The organism is Streptomyces polyrhachis (genome assembly GCF_042663125.1).
In the GTDB taxonomy this organism is placed as follows: domain Bacteria; phylum Actinomycetota; class Actinomycetes; order Streptomycetales; family Streptomycetaceae; genus Streptomyces; species Streptomyces polyrhachii.
Genome location: NZ_JBHSZO010000045.1, coordinates 8001 through 24804, shown reverse-complemented (window position 1 = coordinate 24804; position 16804 = coordinate 8001). Strand labels below are relative to the sequence as shown.

The 16804-nt window shown below is 74.2% G+C and carries 20 protein-coding genes, 2 tRNA genes and 1 pseudogene (1 of these 23 running past the window's edge); 14 read left to right on the top strand and 9 right to left on the bottom strand.

The genetic code is table 11. The features are described 5' to 3' along the window. Positions 1–22: 22 nt before the first annotated feature. The 3 genes and pseudogenes from ACFQLX_RS22675 (at position 23) to ACFQLX_RS22665 (ending at position 1453) form a co-directional block, all read left to right on the top strand. The gene (locus ACFQLX_RS22675; RefSeq protein WP_386417985.1) at positions 23–232 is read left to right on the top strand and encodes an acyl-CoA carboxylase epsilon subunit; all 210 of its coding nucleotides are present in this window, start codon (positions 23–25) and stop codon (positions 230–232) included. A 102-nt stretch (positions 233–334) separates the two neighbouring features. After that, a pseudogene (locus ACFQLX_RS22670) lies at positions 335–898 on the top strand (dienelactone hydrolase family protein); the annotation flags it as partial. A gap of 15 nt (positions 899–913) precedes the next feature. Then, positions 914–1453 carry a DinB family protein gene (locus tag ACFQLX_RS22665; RefSeq protein WP_386417983.1) on the top strand — a complete coding sequence of 180 codons (540 nt, stop codon included), beginning with the start codon at positions 914–916 and terminating at the stop codon, positions 1451–1453. 25 nt (positions 1454–1478) lie between these two features. On the opposite strand, the gene ACFQLX_RS22660 is transcribed toward ACFQLX_RS22665, so the two are convergent. Next, a complete protein-coding gene (locus ACFQLX_RS22660) occupies positions 1479–2129 on the bottom strand; it encodes a MerR family transcriptional regulator (protein WP_386417981.1) in 651 nt (216 codons plus the stop codon). Between the two features lie 106 nt (positions 2130–2235). Here ACFQLX_RS22660 and ACFQLX_RS22655 point away from each other — a divergent pair, with 106 nt between their 5' ends. Continuing rightward, positions 2236–2784, top strand: a complete 549-nt coding sequence (locus ACFQLX_RS22655) for a DUF4188 domain-containing protein (RefSeq protein ID WP_386417947.1) — start codon at positions 2236–2238, stop codon at positions 2782–2784. Between the two features lie 51 nt (positions 2785–2835). Here the strand turns inward: ACFQLX_RS22655 and ndgR are convergent, their stop codons facing one another. Beyond that, positions 2836–3552 carry an IclR family transcriptional regulator NdgR gene (gene ndgR / locus ACFQLX_RS22650; protein ID WP_386417946.1) on the bottom strand — a complete coding sequence of 239 codons (717 nt, stop codon included), beginning with the start codon at positions 3550–3552 and terminating at the stop codon, positions 2836–2838. 171 nt (positions 3553–3723) lie between these two features. Here ndgR and leuC point away from each other — a divergent pair, with 171 nt between their 5' ends. From leuC to ACFQLX_RS22625, 5 genes are all read left to right on the top strand, one after another. Further along, complete coding sequence (gene leuC / locus ACFQLX_RS22645; protein ID WP_386417944.1) at positions 3724–5187, top strand: 3-isopropylmalate dehydratase large subunit; 1464 nt, start codon at positions 3724–3726, stop codon at positions 5185–5187. 5 nt (positions 5188–5192) lie between these two features. Further along, the gene (leuD, locus tag ACFQLX_RS22640) at positions 5193–5786 is read left to right on the top strand and encodes a 3-isopropylmalate dehydratase small subunit (RefSeq protein ID WP_386417942.1); all 594 of its coding nucleotides are present in this window, start codon (positions 5193–5195) and stop codon (positions 5784–5786) included. 135 nt (positions 5787–5921) lie between these two features. Continuing rightward, positions 5922–6167, top strand: a complete 246-nt coding sequence (locus ACFQLX_RS22635; protein WP_386417941.1) for an SCO5555 family protein — start codon at positions 5922–5924, stop codon at positions 6165–6167. Between the two features lie 102 nt (positions 6168–6269). Then, positions 6270–6941, top strand: coding sequence for an HU family DNA-binding protein (locus ACFQLX_RS22630; RefSeq protein WP_386417939.1), 672 nt, complete (start codon positions 6270–6272; stop codon positions 6939–6941). A 98-nt stretch (positions 6942–7039) separates the two neighbouring features. Further along, on the top strand, positions 7040–7246 hold the full coding sequence (locus ACFQLX_RS22625) for a hypothetical protein (RefSeq protein ID WP_386417937.1): 207 nt from the start codon (positions 7040–7042) through the stop codon (positions 7244–7246). Here the strand turns inward: ACFQLX_RS22625 and cofC are convergent. After that, complete coding sequence (cofC, locus tag ACFQLX_RS22620) at positions 7215–7913, bottom strand: 2-phospho-L-lactate guanylyltransferase (protein WP_386417936.1); 699 nt, start codon at positions 7911–7913, stop codon at positions 7215–7217. The genes ACFQLX_RS22625 and cofC overlap by 32 nt on opposite strands. 155 nt (positions 7914–8068) lie before the next feature. Between cofC and ACFQLX_RS22615 the strand changes: the two genes are divergently transcribed. Genes ACFQLX_RS22615 through ACFQLX_RS22605 form a run of 3 tightly spaced genes read left to right on the top strand, consistent with a single transcriptional unit; the run spans position 8069 to position 11035 of the window. Continuing rightward, positions 8069–8854, top strand: a complete 786-nt coding sequence (locus ACFQLX_RS22615) for a lysophospholipid acyltransferase family protein (protein ID WP_386417934.1) — start codon at positions 8069–8071, stop codon at positions 8852–8854. Then, a complete protein-coding gene (locus tag ACFQLX_RS22610; RefSeq protein WP_386417933.1) occupies positions 8851–9852 on the top strand; it encodes an NAD(P)H-dependent glycerol-3-phosphate dehydrogenase in 1002 nt (333 codons plus the stop codon). Before ACFQLX_RS22615 ends, ACFQLX_RS22610 begins: the two co-directional genes overlap by 4 nt. A 34-nt stretch (positions 9853–9886) precedes the next feature. Further along, entirely contained in the window at positions 9887–11035 is a 1149-nt protein-coding gene (locus tag ACFQLX_RS22605; RefSeq protein WP_386417932.1) for a D-alanine--D-alanine ligase family protein, read from the top strand. A 71-nt stretch (positions 11036–11106) separates the two neighbouring features. On the opposite strand, the gene ACFQLX_RS22600 is transcribed toward ACFQLX_RS22605, so the two are convergent. Continuing rightward, positions 11107–11613, bottom strand: coding sequence for a DUF3515 domain-containing protein (locus ACFQLX_RS22600; protein WP_386417931.1), 507 nt, complete (start codon positions 11611–11613; stop codon positions 11107–11109). Positions 11614–11633: 20 nt separating this feature from the next. Next, a complete protein-coding gene (locus ACFQLX_RS22595) occupies positions 11634–11867 on the bottom strand; it encodes an Lrp/AsnC family transcriptional regulator (RefSeq protein ID WP_386417930.1) in 234 nt (77 codons plus the stop codon). A 188-nt stretch (positions 11868–12055) separates the two neighbouring features. Between ACFQLX_RS22595 and ACFQLX_RS22590 the strand changes: the two genes are divergently transcribed. Continuing rightward, positions 12056–13018 (top strand): thiamine-phosphate kinase, encoded by a 963-nt coding sequence (locus ACFQLX_RS22590; protein ID WP_386417928.1) that lies wholly within the window; start codon positions 12056–12058, stop codon positions 13016–13018. Further along, positions 13018–13806 carry a bifunctional hydroxymethylpyrimidine kinase/phosphomethylpyrimidine kinase gene (gene thiD / locus ACFQLX_RS22585; protein WP_386417926.1) on the top strand — a complete coding sequence of 263 codons (789 nt, stop codon included), beginning with the start codon at positions 13018–13020 and terminating at the stop codon, positions 13804–13806. Before ACFQLX_RS22590 ends, thiD begins: the two co-directional genes overlap by 1 nt. Before the next feature lie 17 nt (positions 13807–13823). Here the strand turns inward: thiD and ACFQLX_RS22580 are convergent, their stop codons facing one another. The 4 genes from ACFQLX_RS22580 to ACFQLX_RS22565 form a co-directional block, all read right to left on the bottom strand. Next, positions 13824–14426, bottom strand: a complete 603-nt coding sequence (locus tag ACFQLX_RS22580) for a GNAT family N-acetyltransferase (protein WP_386417924.1) — start codon at positions 14424–14426, stop codon at positions 13824–13826. Beyond that, positions 14407–16461: a penicillin acylase family protein gene (locus ACFQLX_RS22575; RefSeq protein WP_386417922.1), complete on the bottom strand. Its 2055-nt coding sequence runs from the start codon at positions 16459–16461 to the stop codon at positions 14407–14409. Before ACFQLX_RS22575 ends, ACFQLX_RS22580 begins: the two co-directional genes overlap by 20 nt. A gap of 179 nt (positions 16462–16640) precedes the next feature. After that, a tRNA-Glu gene (locus tag ACFQLX_RS22570) sits at positions 16641–16713 on the bottom strand. Between the two features lie 37 nt (positions 16714–16750). Continuing rightward, a tRNA-Glu gene (locus ACFQLX_RS22565) sits at positions 16751–16804 on the bottom strand (it continues 119 nt past the right edge of the window).

Genomic DNA, 16804 nt, shown 5'->3' with positions numbered 1-16804 from the left:
ACAGCACACTGAAGACGTGGAGATGGAGACAGACGTGAGTTCCGAGAACCTGGTCCGCGTGGAGAAGGGCTCCGCCAGCGAAGAGGAGCTGGCCGCCCTCACCGCGGTCCTGCTGGCCCGCGCCGCGACCGCGCGCCCCGGCACCCGGGGCCCCCGCCACCCGGGCGCGGCCCGCTGGCGCCGGCTGGAGCGCACCCCGGGCTTCCGCGCCCCCCACAGCTGGCAGGGCTGAGGGAGCGGGCGGCGCCCTGGCGCCCCGCAGGTCCCGGCCCTTTGTCGTACCCCCCGGCTAGGGTCCCCCTGGTTCGTACAACACGTCCAGGAGGTACGTCGGATGGCCGAGGTCGTTCTCTTCCACCATGCCCAGGGGCTCACCCCGGGTGTCCTCGCCCTCGCCGGTCGGCTGCGGCTGGCCGGGCACACCGTGCACACCCCCGACCTCTTCGAGGGCGCGGTCTTCGACTCCGTCGAGGAGGGCGTCGCCCACGCCCGGAAGGTGGGCTTCGGGGAGATCGCCGAGCGCGGGGCGCGGGCGGTCGAGGAGCTGCCGGCCGAGGTGGTCTACGCCGGGATCTCCCTGGGCGTGCTGGCCGCCCAGCGGCTCGCGCAGACCCGGCCCGGCGCCCGCGGCGCGCTGCTGCTCGAAGCGTGCGTGCCCGCCGCGGAGTTCGGCACCGCCTGGCCCAGGGACCTCCCCGTGCAGGTGCACGGCATGGACGCCGACCCCTCCTTCGTGGGAGAGGGAGACCTGGACGCGGCGCGCGAGCTGATCGCGGGTGCCGCGCAGGGGGAGTTGTTCCTCTACCCCGGCGGCAGCCACCTCTTCACCGACAGCTCACTGCCCTCCTACGACGCGCGGGCCGCCGACCAACTCCTCGACCGCCTGCGGGACTTCCTGGGCGACGAGCAGCGGATGGCCAGGCTGGACGAGCAGGGCCGCCCCGAGCCGCCCCTCGCGGGCGGCGAGGCGGCGACCCTGCTGGGCTTCCTCGACTACCAGCGCGCGACCCTCGCCCTGAAGTGCGCGGGACTGGACTCCGCCGGCCTCGCGGCGACCGCCGCCGCCTCCTCGATGACGCTGGGCGGCATGCTCAAGCACCTCGCCTACGTCGAGGACTTCTGGTTCTCCCACACCCTCGCGGACCGCGCCCCCAGCGAGCCGTGGGCCTCGGTCGACTGGAGCGCCGACACCGACTGGGAGTGGCACTCCGCCGCCGAGGACACCCCCGGGCAGCTGCGCGCGCTGTGGGAGGAGTCGGTCGCGGCCTCCCGCGCCCGCACCGCCGAGGCGCTGGAGCGCGGCGGCCTCGACCGGCCCGCCGGCCGGATCTGGCGCGACGGCCGCGTCCCGAGCCTGCGCTGGATCCTCTGCCACATGATCGAGGAGTACGCCCGCCACAACGGCCACGCCGACCTCATCCGCGAGTCCGTCGACGGCCGTACGGGCGAGTAGCCCCCGGAATCACTCCGTACAGGACCTAGGGCAGCGGGAAGCCGAAGCGCCGGGCCGACTCCTCCGCCTCCGCCAGCCTGCGCAGCGCCAGCAGCACCGGCTCGAAGAGCACCGTGAGTGCCACCGCCGCCTCCACCTGCTCGCCCGGGGTGGCCCGCGAGGCGACCATGTCCACCTCCGGACCGGCGAGTTGGCCGGCGGCGCGGGCGTAGGGCAGCAGGTGCTCCACGTCGTGGGGATAGCCCAGCCGCACCAGCCCCGCCACCGCGCCCACCAGCATCCGGTAGGCGGGCGACAGCTCGCCCATCGCCACGGCGAAGCTCCAGCCCAGCCGCCCCAGCAGCGCGTCCACCTCGCGCCGGGCCGGCGGCGTCTCCGGCGCGCCCCCGTCAGGCTCGGGCCCGTGCGGCAGCGTCCACACCGCCGCGCCCAGCCGCGTCGTGGGGTCCAGCGAGTCGTCGTCCACCGCCGCCAGCACCTCGCGCGCCGTGGCCACCGGCACCCGCCCGACCTGGATCAGCGCCCGCACCAGCCGCAGCCGCCGCAGGTGCTCCTCGTCGTACTCGGCCTGGGTGGCGCTGACCCGCCGGCCGGGCGGCAGCAGCCCCTCCCGCAGGTAGTACTTCACGGTGGCGGTGCTCACCCCGCTCCGCTCGCTCAACTCACCAAGTCTCATTGCCACTTGCGCCTTCCATCGGAGAGTGCGACTATCCAACCATGGATAGTGCGACTATCCAACTCCGGTGCGGGTGAGCGCCGTTGGGACACGAGGGGAGCGGGTCATGGCAGCGAAGCCCATCTACGAGCGGGTCACCGCGGACGCGGACGGCGAGGTCGTCGTCTTCCTCATAGGGATGCGCATCAACCGCTTCCGGTCGATACGCAGTTGGTGGCCGGCGTTCACGGCGATGCCGCGGATGCTGCGGGAGCTGGGCCGCGACCCGCACAGCGGCCTGCTGCACCACGTACTGCTCACGGCGAACCCGCGGGTCTTCTACGTCGTGCAGTACTGGGAGTCCAGGGAGAAGCTCTTCGCCTACGCCTCCGACCCGGGCGCCCGGCACCGCCCCGCCTGGGCCGCGTTCAACCGCGCGGTACGGGCCGGACGCGGCGCGGTGGGCATCTGGCACGAGACGTACGCGGTGCCGGCCGGCCACTACGAGAACATCTACTTCGGGATGCCGCCCGCCGGCCTCGGCGCCGCCCACGGCGTCATCCCGGTGTCACGGCGCGGCGAGCGGGCGGCCGAGCGCATCGGGGCGGGGGAGCGGGTCGAAGCGGGGGAGCGGGTCGCCGCCGCCGAGCAGCAGGCCGGCCGCGACGCGGCCTGACCGCGCGCGACCGGCGTTTGAAGACGGCGGGCCGCCCGAACCGCCCGAACCTCAGTTGCCCCGGCGCAGCGCCTCGGAGAGGCGGCCCGCGGCGTCCATCACGGCCTGGGCGTGCATCCGCCCCGGATGCCGGGTCAGCCGCTCGATGGGCCCGGAGACCGAGACGGCGGCCACGACCCGGTTGGACGGACCGCGCACCGGCGCCGAGACGGACGCCACCCCGGGCTCGCGCTCGCCCACCGACTGCGCCCAGCCGCGCCGCCGCACCCCGGACAGGGCGGTCGCGGTGAACCGCGCCCCCTGCAGCCCCCGGTGCAGCCGCTCCGGCTCCTCCCAGGCCATCAGCACCTGCGCCGCGGAGCCGGCCTTCATGGGCAGCGTGGAGCCCACCGGCACCGTGTCGCGCAGCCCGGAGAGCCGCTCGGCGGCGGCCACGCAGATCCGCATGTCGCCCTGCCGGCGGTAGAGCTGCGCGCTCTCGCCCGTCACGTCGCGCAGATGCGTCAGTACGGGCCCCGCCGTCGCGAGCAGCCGGTCCTCGCCCGCGGCCGCCGCCAGCTCCGAGAGCCGCGGGCCCAGGATGAAGCGCCCCTGCATGTCCCGTGCCACCATCCGGTGGTGTTCGAGCGCCACCGCGAGGCGGTGCGCCGTGGGCCGGGCGAGCCCCGTCGCGGAGACCAGCCCGGCCAGGGTGGCCGGTCCGGACTCCAGGGCGCTGAGCACCACGGCCGCCTTGTCGAGTACGCCGACGCCGCTAGAGTTGTCCATGCAACGATATTCCCGTCTCACACTGTGAAACGCAAGTTCACGATTCCGTGAGACAAGCCACTCTGGGTCCAGGGCCGCATCGCCGCACCCGGACAAGTCCGGACAAGGGCGGTCGCCGTGCCCGGCCGGCGCAGCCGGCGCCGCCCGTGCGAAGACAACGATGGGAATGCGATGGGACGGACACTCGCGCAGAAGGTCTGGGACGACCATGTCGTCAGGCACGCCGAAGGCGAGCCGGACCTCCTCTACATCGACCTCCACCTGCTCCACGAGGTCACCAGCCCGCAGGCCTTCGACGGGCTGCGCAAGTCCGGCCGCCGGGTGCGCCGCACCGACCTCACCCTCGCCACCGAGGACCACAACACCCCGACGATCGACATCGACAAGCCCATCGCCGACCCCGTCTCCCGCGCCCAGTTGGAGACGCTGCGCAAGAACTGCGCGGACTTCGGCGTACGACTGCACCCGCTCGGCGACATCGAGCAGGGTGTCGTACACGTGGTGGGCCCGCAACTGGGACTGACCCAGCCGGGGATGACCGTCGTGTGCGGCGACAGCCACACCTCTACCCACGGGGCCTTCGGCGCGCTGGCGTTCGGCATCGGCACCTCGCAGGTGGAGCACGTACTGGCCACCCAGACACTGCCGATGGGCCGCCCGCGGACGATGGCGGTCACCGTCAACGGCGAACTCCCCGACGGCGTCACCGCCAAGGACCTGATCCTGGCGGTCATCGCGCGCATCGGCACCGGCGGCGGCCAGGGCTACGTACTGGAGTACCGCGGCGAGGCGATCGAGAAGCTCTCGATGGAAGCCCGGATGACCGTCTGCAACATGTCGATCGAGGCCGGCGCCCGCGCGGGCATGATCGCCCCCGACGAGACCACCTTCGCCTACCTCAAGGACCGCGCCCACGCACCGCGGGGCGCCGACTGGGACGCCGCGCTGGCGTACTGGCGGACGCTGCGGACCGACGAGGACGCCGCCTTCGACGCGGAGGTGGTCGTCGAGGCCGCCGAACTCGCCCCGTTCGTCACCTGGGGCACCAACCCCGGCCAGGGCGCGCCCCTGTCGGCCGTCGTCCCCGACCCGCGCTCCTTCGCCGACCCCAGCGAGCGCCAGGCCGCCGAACGGGCCCTGGAGTACATGGGCCTGGAGGCCGGCCAGGCGCTGCGCGAGATCGCCGTCGACACCGTCTTCGTCGGCTCCTGCACCAACGGCCGCATCGAGGACCTGCGCGCCGCCGCCGAGGTCCTGGCGGGCCGCGACGTCGCCGAGGGCGTACGGATGCTGGTCGTCCCCGGCTCGGTGCGCGTCGCGCTGCAGGCGGTCGAGGAGGGCCTGGACCGGGTGTTCACCGCCGCCGGCGCCGAATGGCGCCACGCCGGCTGCTCGATGTGCCTGGGCATGAACCCCGACCAGCTCGCCCCCGGCGAGCGCTCCGCCTCCACCTCCAACCGCAACTTCGAGGGCCGGCAGGGCAAGGGCGGCCGTACGCACCTGGTCTCCCCCCAGGTCGCCGCCGCCACCGCCGTCCTGGGCCGCCTCGCCGCCCCGGCGGACCTGCCCGCGGCCCCCGCCGCGGGCGACGCCGTGTCCGACCGATCCGCGCCCGCCGCGCCCGCAGGAGTCTGAGCCCCATGGAAGCCTTCACCACGCACACCGGCCGGGCCGTTCCGCTGCGCCGCGGCAACGTCGACACCGACCAGATCATCCCCGCGCACTGGCTGAAGAAGACCACCCGCGACGGCTTCGAGGACGGCCTCTTCGAAGCCTGGCGCAAGGACCCGGCCTTCGTGCTCAACCGGCCCGAGCGCAGCGGCGCGACGGTCCTGCTCGCCGGTCCCGACTTCGGTACGGGCTCCTCCCGCGAGCACGCGGTCTGGGCCCTGCAGAACTACGGCTTCAAAGCGGTCATCTCCTCCCGCTTCGCGGACATCTTCCGCGGCAACTCGCTGAAGAACGGCCTGTTGACGGTCGTACTCGACCAGAAGACGGTCGATTCCCTCTGGGAGCTGACCGAGGCCGACCCCGCCGTCGAGATCACCGTCGACCTGGTCGCACGGCAGGTGCGAGCGGCGGACGTGACCGCGGAGTTCGAGCTGGACGAGAACGCCCGCTGGCGGCTGCTGAACGGCCTGGACGACATCTCCATCACTCTGGGAGACGAGTCGGTCATCGCGGAGTACGAGAAGTTGCGCCCCGCGTTCAAGCCCCGCACAATCCCGGTCTGATCGGCGCCCCGAACGCCCACGATCACACGCGCCCCCTGCTCACAGCGCTTCGAGCGGGGGGCGCCGCCGTGCCCGCCGCCCGGCCCGTTGGCGTCGCACGAGGCGACAACTCGCCCTGGATGACACAATCGGCGCATGGAGGACGATGGTCAACTCGCGTTGTACGAGACCGTCGCCGCGCGGCTGAAGCAGGCGCACGCGCTGGTTCGCGCGCTGGACGCGCCGGAATCCGAACGGGCCGCCTACGCAAGGCGGTTGCTGGCCGCCACCACGGTCTCGAAGCACGATCTTGCCGCCGCGGCAAGGCGCGTGGAGGTGCTCGTGGACGAGCTGCGGGCCCTCGATCGGGACTCCGAGACACCGCGACACGAGAGTGATTAGCCCGTTTCGCATTTGATTTGCGGTATATCTCTGCCTAACGTGCGAAAAGGCTTGAACAATTCGTTCCGGCTCGTTACCGGCAGGGTCTCCGAAGGGGAAGACGTGAACAAGGCACAGCTCGTTGATGCGATCGCCGACAAGGTGGGTGGCCGGCAGCAGGCCGAGGAAGCGGTGGACGCGGTCCTTGACGGGATCATCCGCGCGGTCTGCGCGGGTGACCGGGTCTCCGTCACCGGCTTCGGTTCCTTCGAGAAGGTGGAGCGCCCCGCCCGCCACGCCCGCAACCCGCAGACCGGTGAGCGTGTTCGGGTCAAGAAGACCGCGGTGCCCCGCTTCCGCGCCGGCCAGGGCTTCAAGGACCTCGTGAGCGGCGCCAAGAAGATGCCCAAGGCGAACGAGACCGCGGTGAAGAAGGCACCGAAGGGCTCCCTCAGCGGCGGCACGACCACCGCGAAGAAGGCCACCGCCAAGAAGACCGCGGTCAAGAAGGCCGCCGCCAAGAAGGCCACCGCCACCAAGACGGCCGCCAAGAAGACCGCGGTCAAGAAGGCTGCCGCCAAGAAGGCCACCGCCACCAAGACGGCGGCCAAGAAGGCCCCCGCCAAGAAGGCCACGGCCAAGAAGGCGGTCAAGAAGACCACCGCGAAGAAGACGACGGCCAAGAAGGCCGCCGCCAAGAAGGCCCCGGCGAAGAAGGCCACCGCCAAGAAGGCCCCCGCCAAGAAGGCGACGACCAGGAGCACCACGGCGAAGAAGACCGCCGCCAAGAAGTGAGCACCGGCAGCACGCCGAAGCCGAGAGGGCCGGACCCCCAGCGGGATCCGGCCCTCTCGGCTTCCCCCGCGCGGGCGGCGCGCTTGTACCGTGGGCGCATGCAGGCCACCGCGTACACCTATGACGAGTCCACCCGCCGCGGCAGTGTGCTGCTCGACGACGGCACCCCGCTGCCCTTCGACGCCCCCGCCTTCGACGCGGGCGGCCTGCGGCTGCTGCGGCCCGGCCAGCGGGTGCGCATCGACGTCGAGGGGGCGGGGGAGGCGCGCAGGATCACCCTGGTGACGCTGCAGACCTTCCTCTGACCGCCCGGTACGCCCCCTCGCCCCGGTCCGCGCCGACCGCCCGCACCGCACGGGCCGTACGGGGCCCCACCCCCAGCGCCAGCGCCGCGCGCAGGTTCGCCGCGGTGTCCACGTCGCGCCGGACCGACTCCACGCCCGCCAGCCGCAGTTCCCGCGCGCCGGAGGCCAGATGACCGCCGCGCGAGGGGCCGCCGAACGCCGGGGCCAGCTCCACCCCCCCGGCCGCCGCCAGCAGCGTCGTACCCACGCCGTCGGCGTCCGCCAGGAACGCCCGCCGCCGCGGCGCCGCCGCGGCCAGGACGGCGCCCAGCTCCACGGGCCGCAGCGCCGGCAGATCGGCGCCCAGCGCGGCCACCGGCGCCCCCGGCCGCCGGGCCCGTACGACCCGCGCCCCGTGCGCGAGCGCGGCGTTCAGACCGCCGCGCGGGCTGTCGGGGACGACCAGCGCCCCGCGGCCGGCCAACTCCACCGCCGCCTCCGGGTCGTCCGTGACAACCGTCACATCCGCCACGGCGGCGCAGGCCAGCGCGGCGGCGACCGTGTCCGAGGCGAAGGCCAGCGCCAGCAGCGCCCGGCCGGCCGGGGAGACGGCGCCTGCCAGGCGGGTCTTGGCCGACCGCAGCGGTTTGAGTGGTACGACGAGGCTCCAGAGGACTTCCGCGGTCACCCGCCCATTCTCGCGCCCCGGCCGCCGAAGGGCGTGACTCGTATAGGCGTACGGTGTTCTCGACAGACCTGATGACCTGGGGCGACACTGGTGCGGCTTTCCCCCGGCCCTCCCAGGGCTGATCCCCCACCCCTTTGAAACAAGGAGACGGACCCGTGTCCCGGCGCAGAATCGGTTTCTGGTACCGCTTTGCCGCGGTGCTCGTCAAGCCGCCGTTCGTGGTGCTCTTCAAGCGCGACTGGCGGGGCACGGAACATGTTCCGGCCGACGGCGGCTTCATCACCGTCGTCAACCACAACTCCTATCTGGACCCCTTCTCCTACGCGCACTTCCAGTACAACACCGGCCGGCCGCCCCGCTTCCTCGCCAAGGCCGCCGTCTTCCGCAAGGGCTTCGTCGGGTACATGCTGCGCCGGATGGGCCAGATCCCCGTCTACCGGGAGAGCACCGACGCCGCCAACGCCTTCCGGGCCGCCGTCGCGGCGATCGAGGCCGGCGAGTGCGTGGCCTTCTACCCCGAGGGCACCCTCACCCGCGACCCCGGCCAGTGGCCGATGGTCGGCAAGACCGGCGCCGCCCGCGTCGCCCTGCTGACGCGGGCGCCCGTCGTCCCCGTCGCCCAGTGGGGCGCCAACGAGGCGCTCCCGCCGTACGGAAGGCTGAGCCTCTTCCCGCGCAAGACCCTCCGGGTGCTGGCCGGGCCGCCGGTGGACCTCTCCGCGTACTACGGCAAGGAGCCCACGCCCGCGGTGCTGAAGGAGGTCACCACCCTCCTGATGGACGCGGTGACCGCGCTGCTGGAGGAACTGCGCGGCGAGCGCGCCCCCGCTGAGCGCTACGACCCGGTCAGGGCCCGGGCGCGGGAGCGCCGCAGCGGCGCGCAGGCGGGCACGGCCGGCGCAGCCGGCAAGGCCGAGGCGGCGGACGGGGGCGCGGCATGACGCGGGTCGCGGTCTTCGGTACGGGGTCCTGGGGCACGGCCTTCTCCATGGTGCTGGCCGACGCCGGCTGCGAGGTCGTGATGTGGGGCCGCCGCCCCGAGTCGGCGGCGGCCGTCAACACCACCCACACCAACCCCGACTACCTCCCCGGCATCCAGCTCCCCCCCTCGGTGCGCGCCACCACCGACCCCGCCGAGGCCGCCGCGGACGCCGAGTTCACCGTGCTCGCGGTGCCCTCGCAGACGCTGCGCGGCAACCTCGCCCAGTGGGTGCCCGTCCTGCATCCCGGCACCGTGCTGGTCAGCCTGATGAAGGGCATCGAGCTGGGCACGGTGAAGCGGATGAGCGAGGTGATCGAGGAGGTCGCCGAGGTCCCCGCCGAGCGCGTCGCCGTCCTCTCCGGCCCCAACCTCGCCCGCGAGATCGCCCAGCGCCAGCCCGCCGCCGCGGTCGCCGCCTGCACCGACGAGTCGGTGGCCCGGCGGCTGCAGGCCGCCTGCATGACGCCGTACTTCCGCCCGTACACGATCACCGACGTCGTCGGCTGCGAGCTGGGCGGCGCGGTGAAGAACGTGATCGGCCTCGCGGTCGGCATCGCCGACGGCATGGGCCTGGGCGACAACGCGAAAGCCTCGCTGATCACCCGCGGCCTCGCCGAGACGATGCGGCTGGGCGCGGCGCTCGGCGCCGACCCGCGCACCTTCGCCGGGCTCGCCGGCATGGGCGACCTGGTCGCCACCTGCTCCTCGCCGCTCTCGCGCAACCACACCTTCGGCGTCAACCTCGGCCGCGGGATGACGCTGGCGGAGACCATCGCCGCGACCCGGCAGACCGCCGAGGGCGTCAAGTCCTGCGAGTCGGTACGCGACCTCGCACGCCGCAACGGGGTCGACATGCCCCTCACCGACACGGTTGTCTCGATCGTCCACGACGGGAAGCAGCCGCTGGTCGCGCTGAAGGAGCTGATGACGCGCAGCGCCAAGGCCGAGGGGCACTGACTCGGGGCGTATCAGCAGGTAGGGTCGTCGCGATATGAGCAGCCAGCACACTTCCCCCAGTCATGGCAAGAAGCCCCGCGTCGCCGTCGTCTTCGGCGGGCGCAGCTCCGAGCACGGCATCTCGGTGGTCACCGCCGGCGCGGTGATGGCCGCCATCGACCGCTCGGCCTACGAGGTCCTGCCCATCGGGATCACCGCCGACGGCCGGTGGGCGCTCACCGCCGACGACCCCGAGCGGATGGCCATCGCCGACCGCCGGGTGCCCGCCGTCGAGGAGCTGGTGGAGTCCGACACCGGCGGCGTGGTCCTGCCGCTGGACCCGGGCAGCCGCGAGGTCGTCTACACCGAGCCGGGCCAGATGCCCAAGGCGCTCGGCGAGGTCGACGTGGTCTTCCCCGTGCTGCACGGCCCCTACGGCGAGGACGGCACCATCCAGGGCCTGCTGGACCTGGCCGGCGTGCCCTACGTCGGCTGCGGCGTGCTGGCCTCCGCGGTCGGCATGGACAAGGAGTACATGAAGCGCCTCCTGTCCTCCTACGGCCTGACCGTCGGCCCGTACACGGTCATCCGCGCCCGCGAGTGGGAGCAGGACCCCGCCGGGGCGCGCAAGCGGATCGTGGACCTGGCCGGCGAGCACGGCTGGCCGCTCTTCGTGAAGCCGGCCCGCGCGGGCTCGTCCATGGGCATCACCAAGGTCGACGGCCTCGCCGGACTGGAGGACGCGCTGGCGGAGGCACGCCGGCACGACCCGAAGGTCATCGTGGAGGCCGCGCTGAGCGGGCGCGAGATCGAGTGCGGTGTCCTGGAGTTCGAGGACGGGCCGCGCGCGAGCGTCCCGGCGGAGATCCCGCCGGTCTCGGCGCACGACTTCTACGACTTCGAGGCGAAGTACATCGACTCGGCGGCGGGGCTCGTACCGGCGCCGCTGAGCGAGGAGGAGACCGCGCGGGTGCGGGAGTTGGCGGTGGACGCCTTCGAGGCGCTGTCCTGCGAGGGGCTGGTGCGGGCGGACTTCTTCCTCACGGACGACGGGGAGTTCGTCATCAACGAGGTCAACACGATGCCGGGGTTCACGCCCATCTCCATGTACCCGCGGATGTGGCAGGAGAGCGGCGTGTCGTACACGGAGCTGGTGGACCGGCTGATCCAGGCGGCGCTGCGGCGCCCCACGGGACTGCGGTAACCGCCGTCAGGTCGTCGCGCGGCGCCGGTACGGGCCGGGGGGAGACCCCCGGAGCGTACCGGCGCTTCGTGTCAGAGCTCCGAGGGGACCGCTGCCCGCACCGCCGCCGAGATACCGCCCGCGACCACGCCCAGTTCGGGGGCGTAGTCGTCGGGGACGGACACCTCCACGAAGGTCTCGCGGCCCACCGTGGTGAAGCGGTAGCCCTCGGGCGTGTCCTCCAGGAGCCAGTCCACGCCGTCCACCTCCGCCGCGTCCGCACCGGGGTTGTAGTGTTCTGTGCCCGGTGTGAGGACCTCGGGGCGGCGTGTCCCGCAGCGCAGGCCGACCGCCGGGCTGCCCCAGGCCGCCGTGTAGGCGGACTCCGGTTTCGTCGCGCGGCGTGCCAGGGTGTCGTCTGCGACACCGATCGTGCGCGGCAGCCGCTCGGCGAGGGCGCGGCAGTGCGCCGCGGAGGCCCCGGCCGGGTCGGGCGCGGGCAGCGCGACGGGGCCCGTACCGGAATCGTCCGAGGACGTGCAGGCGGCGGCCAGCGCCGCGGCGAGCAGGAGGACGGCGGGACGTGCGGAGGAGATCACCGCTTGAGGATACGGGGGGCTCAGAGATGGACGACCGGGCAGGTCAGCGTGCGGGTGATGGACGGGACCTGCTGGATCCTGGCCACCACCAGACGCCCCAGATCGTCGACCGTGTCGGCCTGGGCGCGCACGATGACGTCGTAGGGGCCGGTGACGTCCTCGGCCTGGATCACCCCGGGGATCTTCGCGATGGTCTCGGCGACTGTCGACGCCTTTCCGACCTCGGTCTGGATCAGGATGTACGCCTGTACCACGGGACCTCCAGGAGGCGGCTTCGAGGATCATGCGGGGAGGGAGATGCCACGCTATCGCGTTCGGGGGGACGGCGGCGAGAGTTGGGGCCTTACTCCCCGGTGGAGCGGCGCTGCGGAGGGTTGACGACAATGCTGACGGTGACGCCGGCGGTACGGGCGTACGGACGAGCGACGAGCGAGGAGTTGCGGTGAAGGGCACAGTGGGAGAGCTGGGGGAGTTCGGGCTCATCCGTGAGCTGACCTCACGGCTGACCACCACCCCCGCCGTGCGGCTGGGCCCCGGTGACGACGCCGCGGTGATCAGCGCGCCGGACCGCCGGGTCGTGGCCAGTACGGACGTCCTGCTGGAGGGGCGCCACTTCCGCCGGGACTGGTCGACCGCCTACGACGTCGGGCGCAAGTCCGCCGCGCAGAACCTCGCGGACATCGCCGCCATGGGCGCGGTGCCGACCGCGCTGCTGCTGGGGCTGATCGTGCCGGCCGAGCTGCCCGCGACCTGGGCCACCGAGATGATGGACGGGCTGCGCGACGAGTGCCAGGTCGCCGGGGCGGCCGTGGTCGGCGGCGACGTGGTGCGCGGCGAGACCATCACCATCGCCATCACCGCCCTCGGCGACCTCCAGGGCGCCGAGCCCGTCACCCGCGCCGGGGCCCGCCCCGGCGACCAGGTGGCCGTGACGGGCTGGCTGGGCTGGTCGGCGGCCGGGCACGCGGTGCTGGCGCGCGGCTTCCGCTCGCCGCGCGCCTTCGTGGAGGCGCACCGGCGCCCCGAGCCCCCGTACCAGGCGGGGCCCGCGGCGGCGGCGCTGGGCGCGACCGCGATGACGGACGTCTCCGACGGGCTGCTGGCGGACCTCGGGCACGTGGCGGCGGCCAGCAAGGTCCGTATCGACCTGCGCGCCGCCGCCTTCGACATCCCCACGCAGATGGCCGACATCGGCCGGGCGGTCGGCGTGGAGCCGCTGCAGTGGGTGCTCACGGGCGGCGAGGACCACGCCATCGTCGCGACCTTCCCCCCGCAGCGCCAACTGCCCGCCCGCTGGCGGGTGATCGGCGAGGTGCAGGCGCCCTCGGCCAGCCCGCAGGTGACGGTCGACGGCAACCTGTGGGCCGCAAGCGGGGGTTGGGACCACTTCGGGGCCGAGGACTGATGCCCGCGCCGGTGCTGTCGATCGCCGGCTCCGACTCCGGCGGCGGGGCGGGCATCCAGGCCGACCTGAAGGCGATGGCGGCCCTGGGGGTGCACGGGATGAGCGTGCTGACGGCCGTCACCGCGCAGAACTCCCTGGGCGTGCAGGGGATCTGGGAGCTTCCGGTGGCGGCGGTACGCGCGCAGTTCCGCAGCGTCGTGGACGACATCGGCGTCGCGGCAGTCAAGACGGGCATGCTGGCCTCCGCGCCGCTGGTCAGCGCGGTCGCGGAGCTGCTCGCCGCCGTGGACGCCCCGGTCGTCGTCGATCCGGTGGGGGTCTCCAAGCACGGGGACGCGCTGCTGGACCCGGCCGCGCTGGACGCCGTACGCCGCGAGCTGCTGCCGGCCGCGACGGTGGCCACGCCCAACCTCGACGAGGTGGCCCAACTCACCGGCGTACGGGTGGAGTCGCCGGCCGACCTGCCGCGCGCGGCGCGGGCGGTGCTGGCGCTGGGGCCGCGCTGGGTGCTGGTCAAGGGCGGCCACCTCACCGCCGGCGACGCGGTGGACCTGCTGACGGACGGCGCCTCGGAGCACTGGCTGCGCGCGCCGCGCCACCCCAACCGGCATACGCACGGCACCGGTTGCACACTCGCCAGCGCCCTGGCCGCGCGGCTGGCGCTGGGCGACACGGTGCCGCAGGCGGCGCGGGCGGCGAAGGAGTACGTGACGGGCGCGATCGCCGCCGGCTTCACGCTGGGCGCCGGGATCGGGCCGGTCGACCACGGCTGGCGCGGGCGCGGCTGAGAGAGCGCCGGCTCAGCTCAGCCCTGTCCCGCCGCCTCGCGGGTGAGGAACGCCAACCGGGCCCGCTTCTGCGGCAGATGGACCTCGGGCAGCGCCAGCTCCGGCAGCACCACCTGCGGGCCGAGCGTGAAGCCCGTACGCACCAGCCGGGCCAGCGCCGCCCCGTTCGCCGCGTCCGGCTCCACCACCAGGCGGCGGACGGCCGGGTCCGCGAAGAGGAAGCCGAAGACCGCGGTGAGTAGCGCGGCGGTGAAGCCGGGCCTCGGGGCGGCGGCCGGCGGGGCGAGCAGCAGGTGCAGGCCCAGGTCGCCCGGCCGCACCGGATAGGTCTCGCCCACCCGGTCGGCGCCGGGCTCGTAGGTCTGGAGCAGGGCGACCGGGTCGCCGTCGCGCCGCAGCAGGAAGGCGTGGTGCGTGGCCAGGGCGTCCAGGGAGCGGTAGACCTCGCCCACCTCGGCCCGGCTCGCCTCCGCCATCCCCCAGAACCGCGCCCGGGGCGCGCTCACCCAGCCGTGGAGCACGTCGAGGTCGGCCTCGGGGTCGACGGGGGAGACGGCCAGGCGGCCGAGGTCCGGCAGTGTCAGGGCGTAGAGGGCGGTGTCAGAGCGGGGGTTTGTCATCGGGGTCCTCGGTGAGAGCGGCGAAGTCGGTGACGACGGGGACGAGTCGGCCGGCGGCCCAGAGCGGCAGCTGGTCGCGGTGGTGCGGGTGGCCGGGGACGCCGCTGGCGCCCAGCGGGACGGACCAGCGGCTGTCCTCGCGCCGGGCCAGGTCCCAGACGTAGCGGGCCGCCGGGCCGCGGGAGAAGCGGTCGGTGGCGCCGGGGACGCTGGAGGTGGCGAGCACGCAGTCGTGGTCGCCGCCCAGGCCCGGCCACCCCCCGGCCGGCTCCTCGCCCGGGAGCGCCTGCCAGGGTGCCAGGCGGTGCGCCTCGCCCCAGGGCCCGAAGTCCCGCCCCGCCGCCTCCTCCAGCGCCGCGCGCACCAGGGCGGGCCGGTCGACGGGCAGCGTGGTGTCGGCGAGCAGGTGCTCCAGTGCGTAGGCCACCCGGGGCAGCAGCGCCAGCCAGGGCCGGAACACGGCCGGGTACGGGGGCGGTTCGGCCAGCGGTGCCAGTGCCGGGTGCGCGGCCAGGGCCCGTACGACAGCCGCCCGGACGGCGGCGAAGGCGGTGGCGTCCGTACTGCCGGCGTCCATCCGGCGGTCCCAGTCCAGCAGCCGCTCGCGCAGGGCGGCGGCGCCGGGGGAGAGGGCGTCGAGCGTGGCGGCGAGGTCGAGCAGCGGCCCGGCGGAGGCGAGGCGGGTGTCGGTCGAGACGGCGGACAGCCCCTGCGCCGTCCAGTCGGCCGACCCCTCCAGCAGGTGCCGGATGCGCTCCGCCCGGTGCGGCGGGGCGAACTCGCTGCCCAGCGGCCCGGCCAGCCCGCGCTCGTTGGCCATCACCGCGAGCCCCCCGACGGCGGCCCGGGGCAGCGGCGCACGCCCGCGCCAGTCGTACGCGGCCTCCCAACCCGGCACGATGCCACGCCGGTTGGCCTCGTCGCGCTCCGGTACGGCGCCCGCCACCCGGTGCAGCAGGCCCCCGGCGGTGTCGGCGGCCAGCACGACGTTGACGGGCTCCACCCAGCGCTCCAGCGCCCGGTCCACCCCGGCGGTGTCCCGGGCCCGCAGCAGCGCCGGCAGCGCGCCGAAGCCCAGGTCCTCCCAGGCGTGCGCGGGATGGCGCAGCGCCACCGCCCCGCCCTCGTCGGGGCCGCCGATCACGACGGGCCCGCGGGCGGTCTCCACGACCTCCACGACCGTGTCCGCGCCGCCCGCCACCGCCACCTGCTCGGTACGGGCCCGGACCGGCTCCCAGCCCCGCGGCCCGAGCGCCTCGACGCGGCCGGCGCGGCGGCGCAGGCGCTCGGCGTAGAGGTCGTGGTAGTCGGCCATGGCGTGGGTGATCGCCCAGGCGACCGTGCCGGTGTGGCCGAAGTGGGGCAGGCCCGGGACTCCGGGGACGGCGAGGCCCACCACGTCGTACTCGGGGCAGGAGAGGTGGATCTGCTGGTAGAGCCCCGGGTCCTCGACGAAGCGGTGCGGGTCCCCGGCGAGCAGGGGGCCGCCGGTGGCGGTGTGCGCGGCGGTGAGGAGCCAGCCGTTGGAACCCGCGCCACCGGGGCCGTCGGCGGCGAAGAGGCGTGCGGCGGCGGGCCCCAGACGCTGGGCGGCGGTGTGCCGCCAGAGTTTGGCGGGGAAGCCGACGAAGAGCACGTGGTGGGCCAGCCACACGGCCAGCGGCGTCCAGGCCCGCCACCGCCCGGCCACGAGCCCGGCCGCGGCGAACTCCGGTGCGCGGCGCGCCCCTTCGGCCAGCCCGGCGTTGACCCCGGCGACGTAGGAGCACACCCAGGCGGCGGTGTCGCGGTCGAGGGCGGCGAAGCAGCGCCGGGCGGTCTCCTCCAGCATCGCCCGCCGGGCGAAGACGTCCCAGTCGACGGCCTCGGCGCCGAGGAAGGAGGCCGAGGTCCCCTGCGCGCGGTGCCGCTCGACCTCGATCTGCCAGCCCCGGTCGAGCGCGGCGTTGTGCCCCTGCGCGAAGGCCAGCTCCAGCACCCCGCCGGCCCGCAGGTGCGGAATGCCCCAGGCGTCGCGGTAGACGTCGGCTGCCACGGATCCCCCTGCGATCGATTAGGTAAGGCTTGCCTAACTTAGATCGCCCGGCCCTGGGGCGCAACATCGCGGGCCGGCTCGGTGGCCGAAGGCGGGGGAGGTGGAGAGGTGGGGGAGGTCGGGAAAGAGTCCCGGAAACGCGAAAACCCGCCCCGGAGTGGGACGGGCCTGCTGTCTTGTACCCCCGACCGGATTCGAACCGGCGCTACCGCCTTGAGAGGGCGGCGTGCTAGGCCGCTACACAACGGGGGCTTGGACGATTCCCAGCCTCGCGATGACTGAGAACCTGTACCCCCGACCGGATTCGAACCGGCGCTACCGCCTTGAGAGGGCGGCGTGCTAG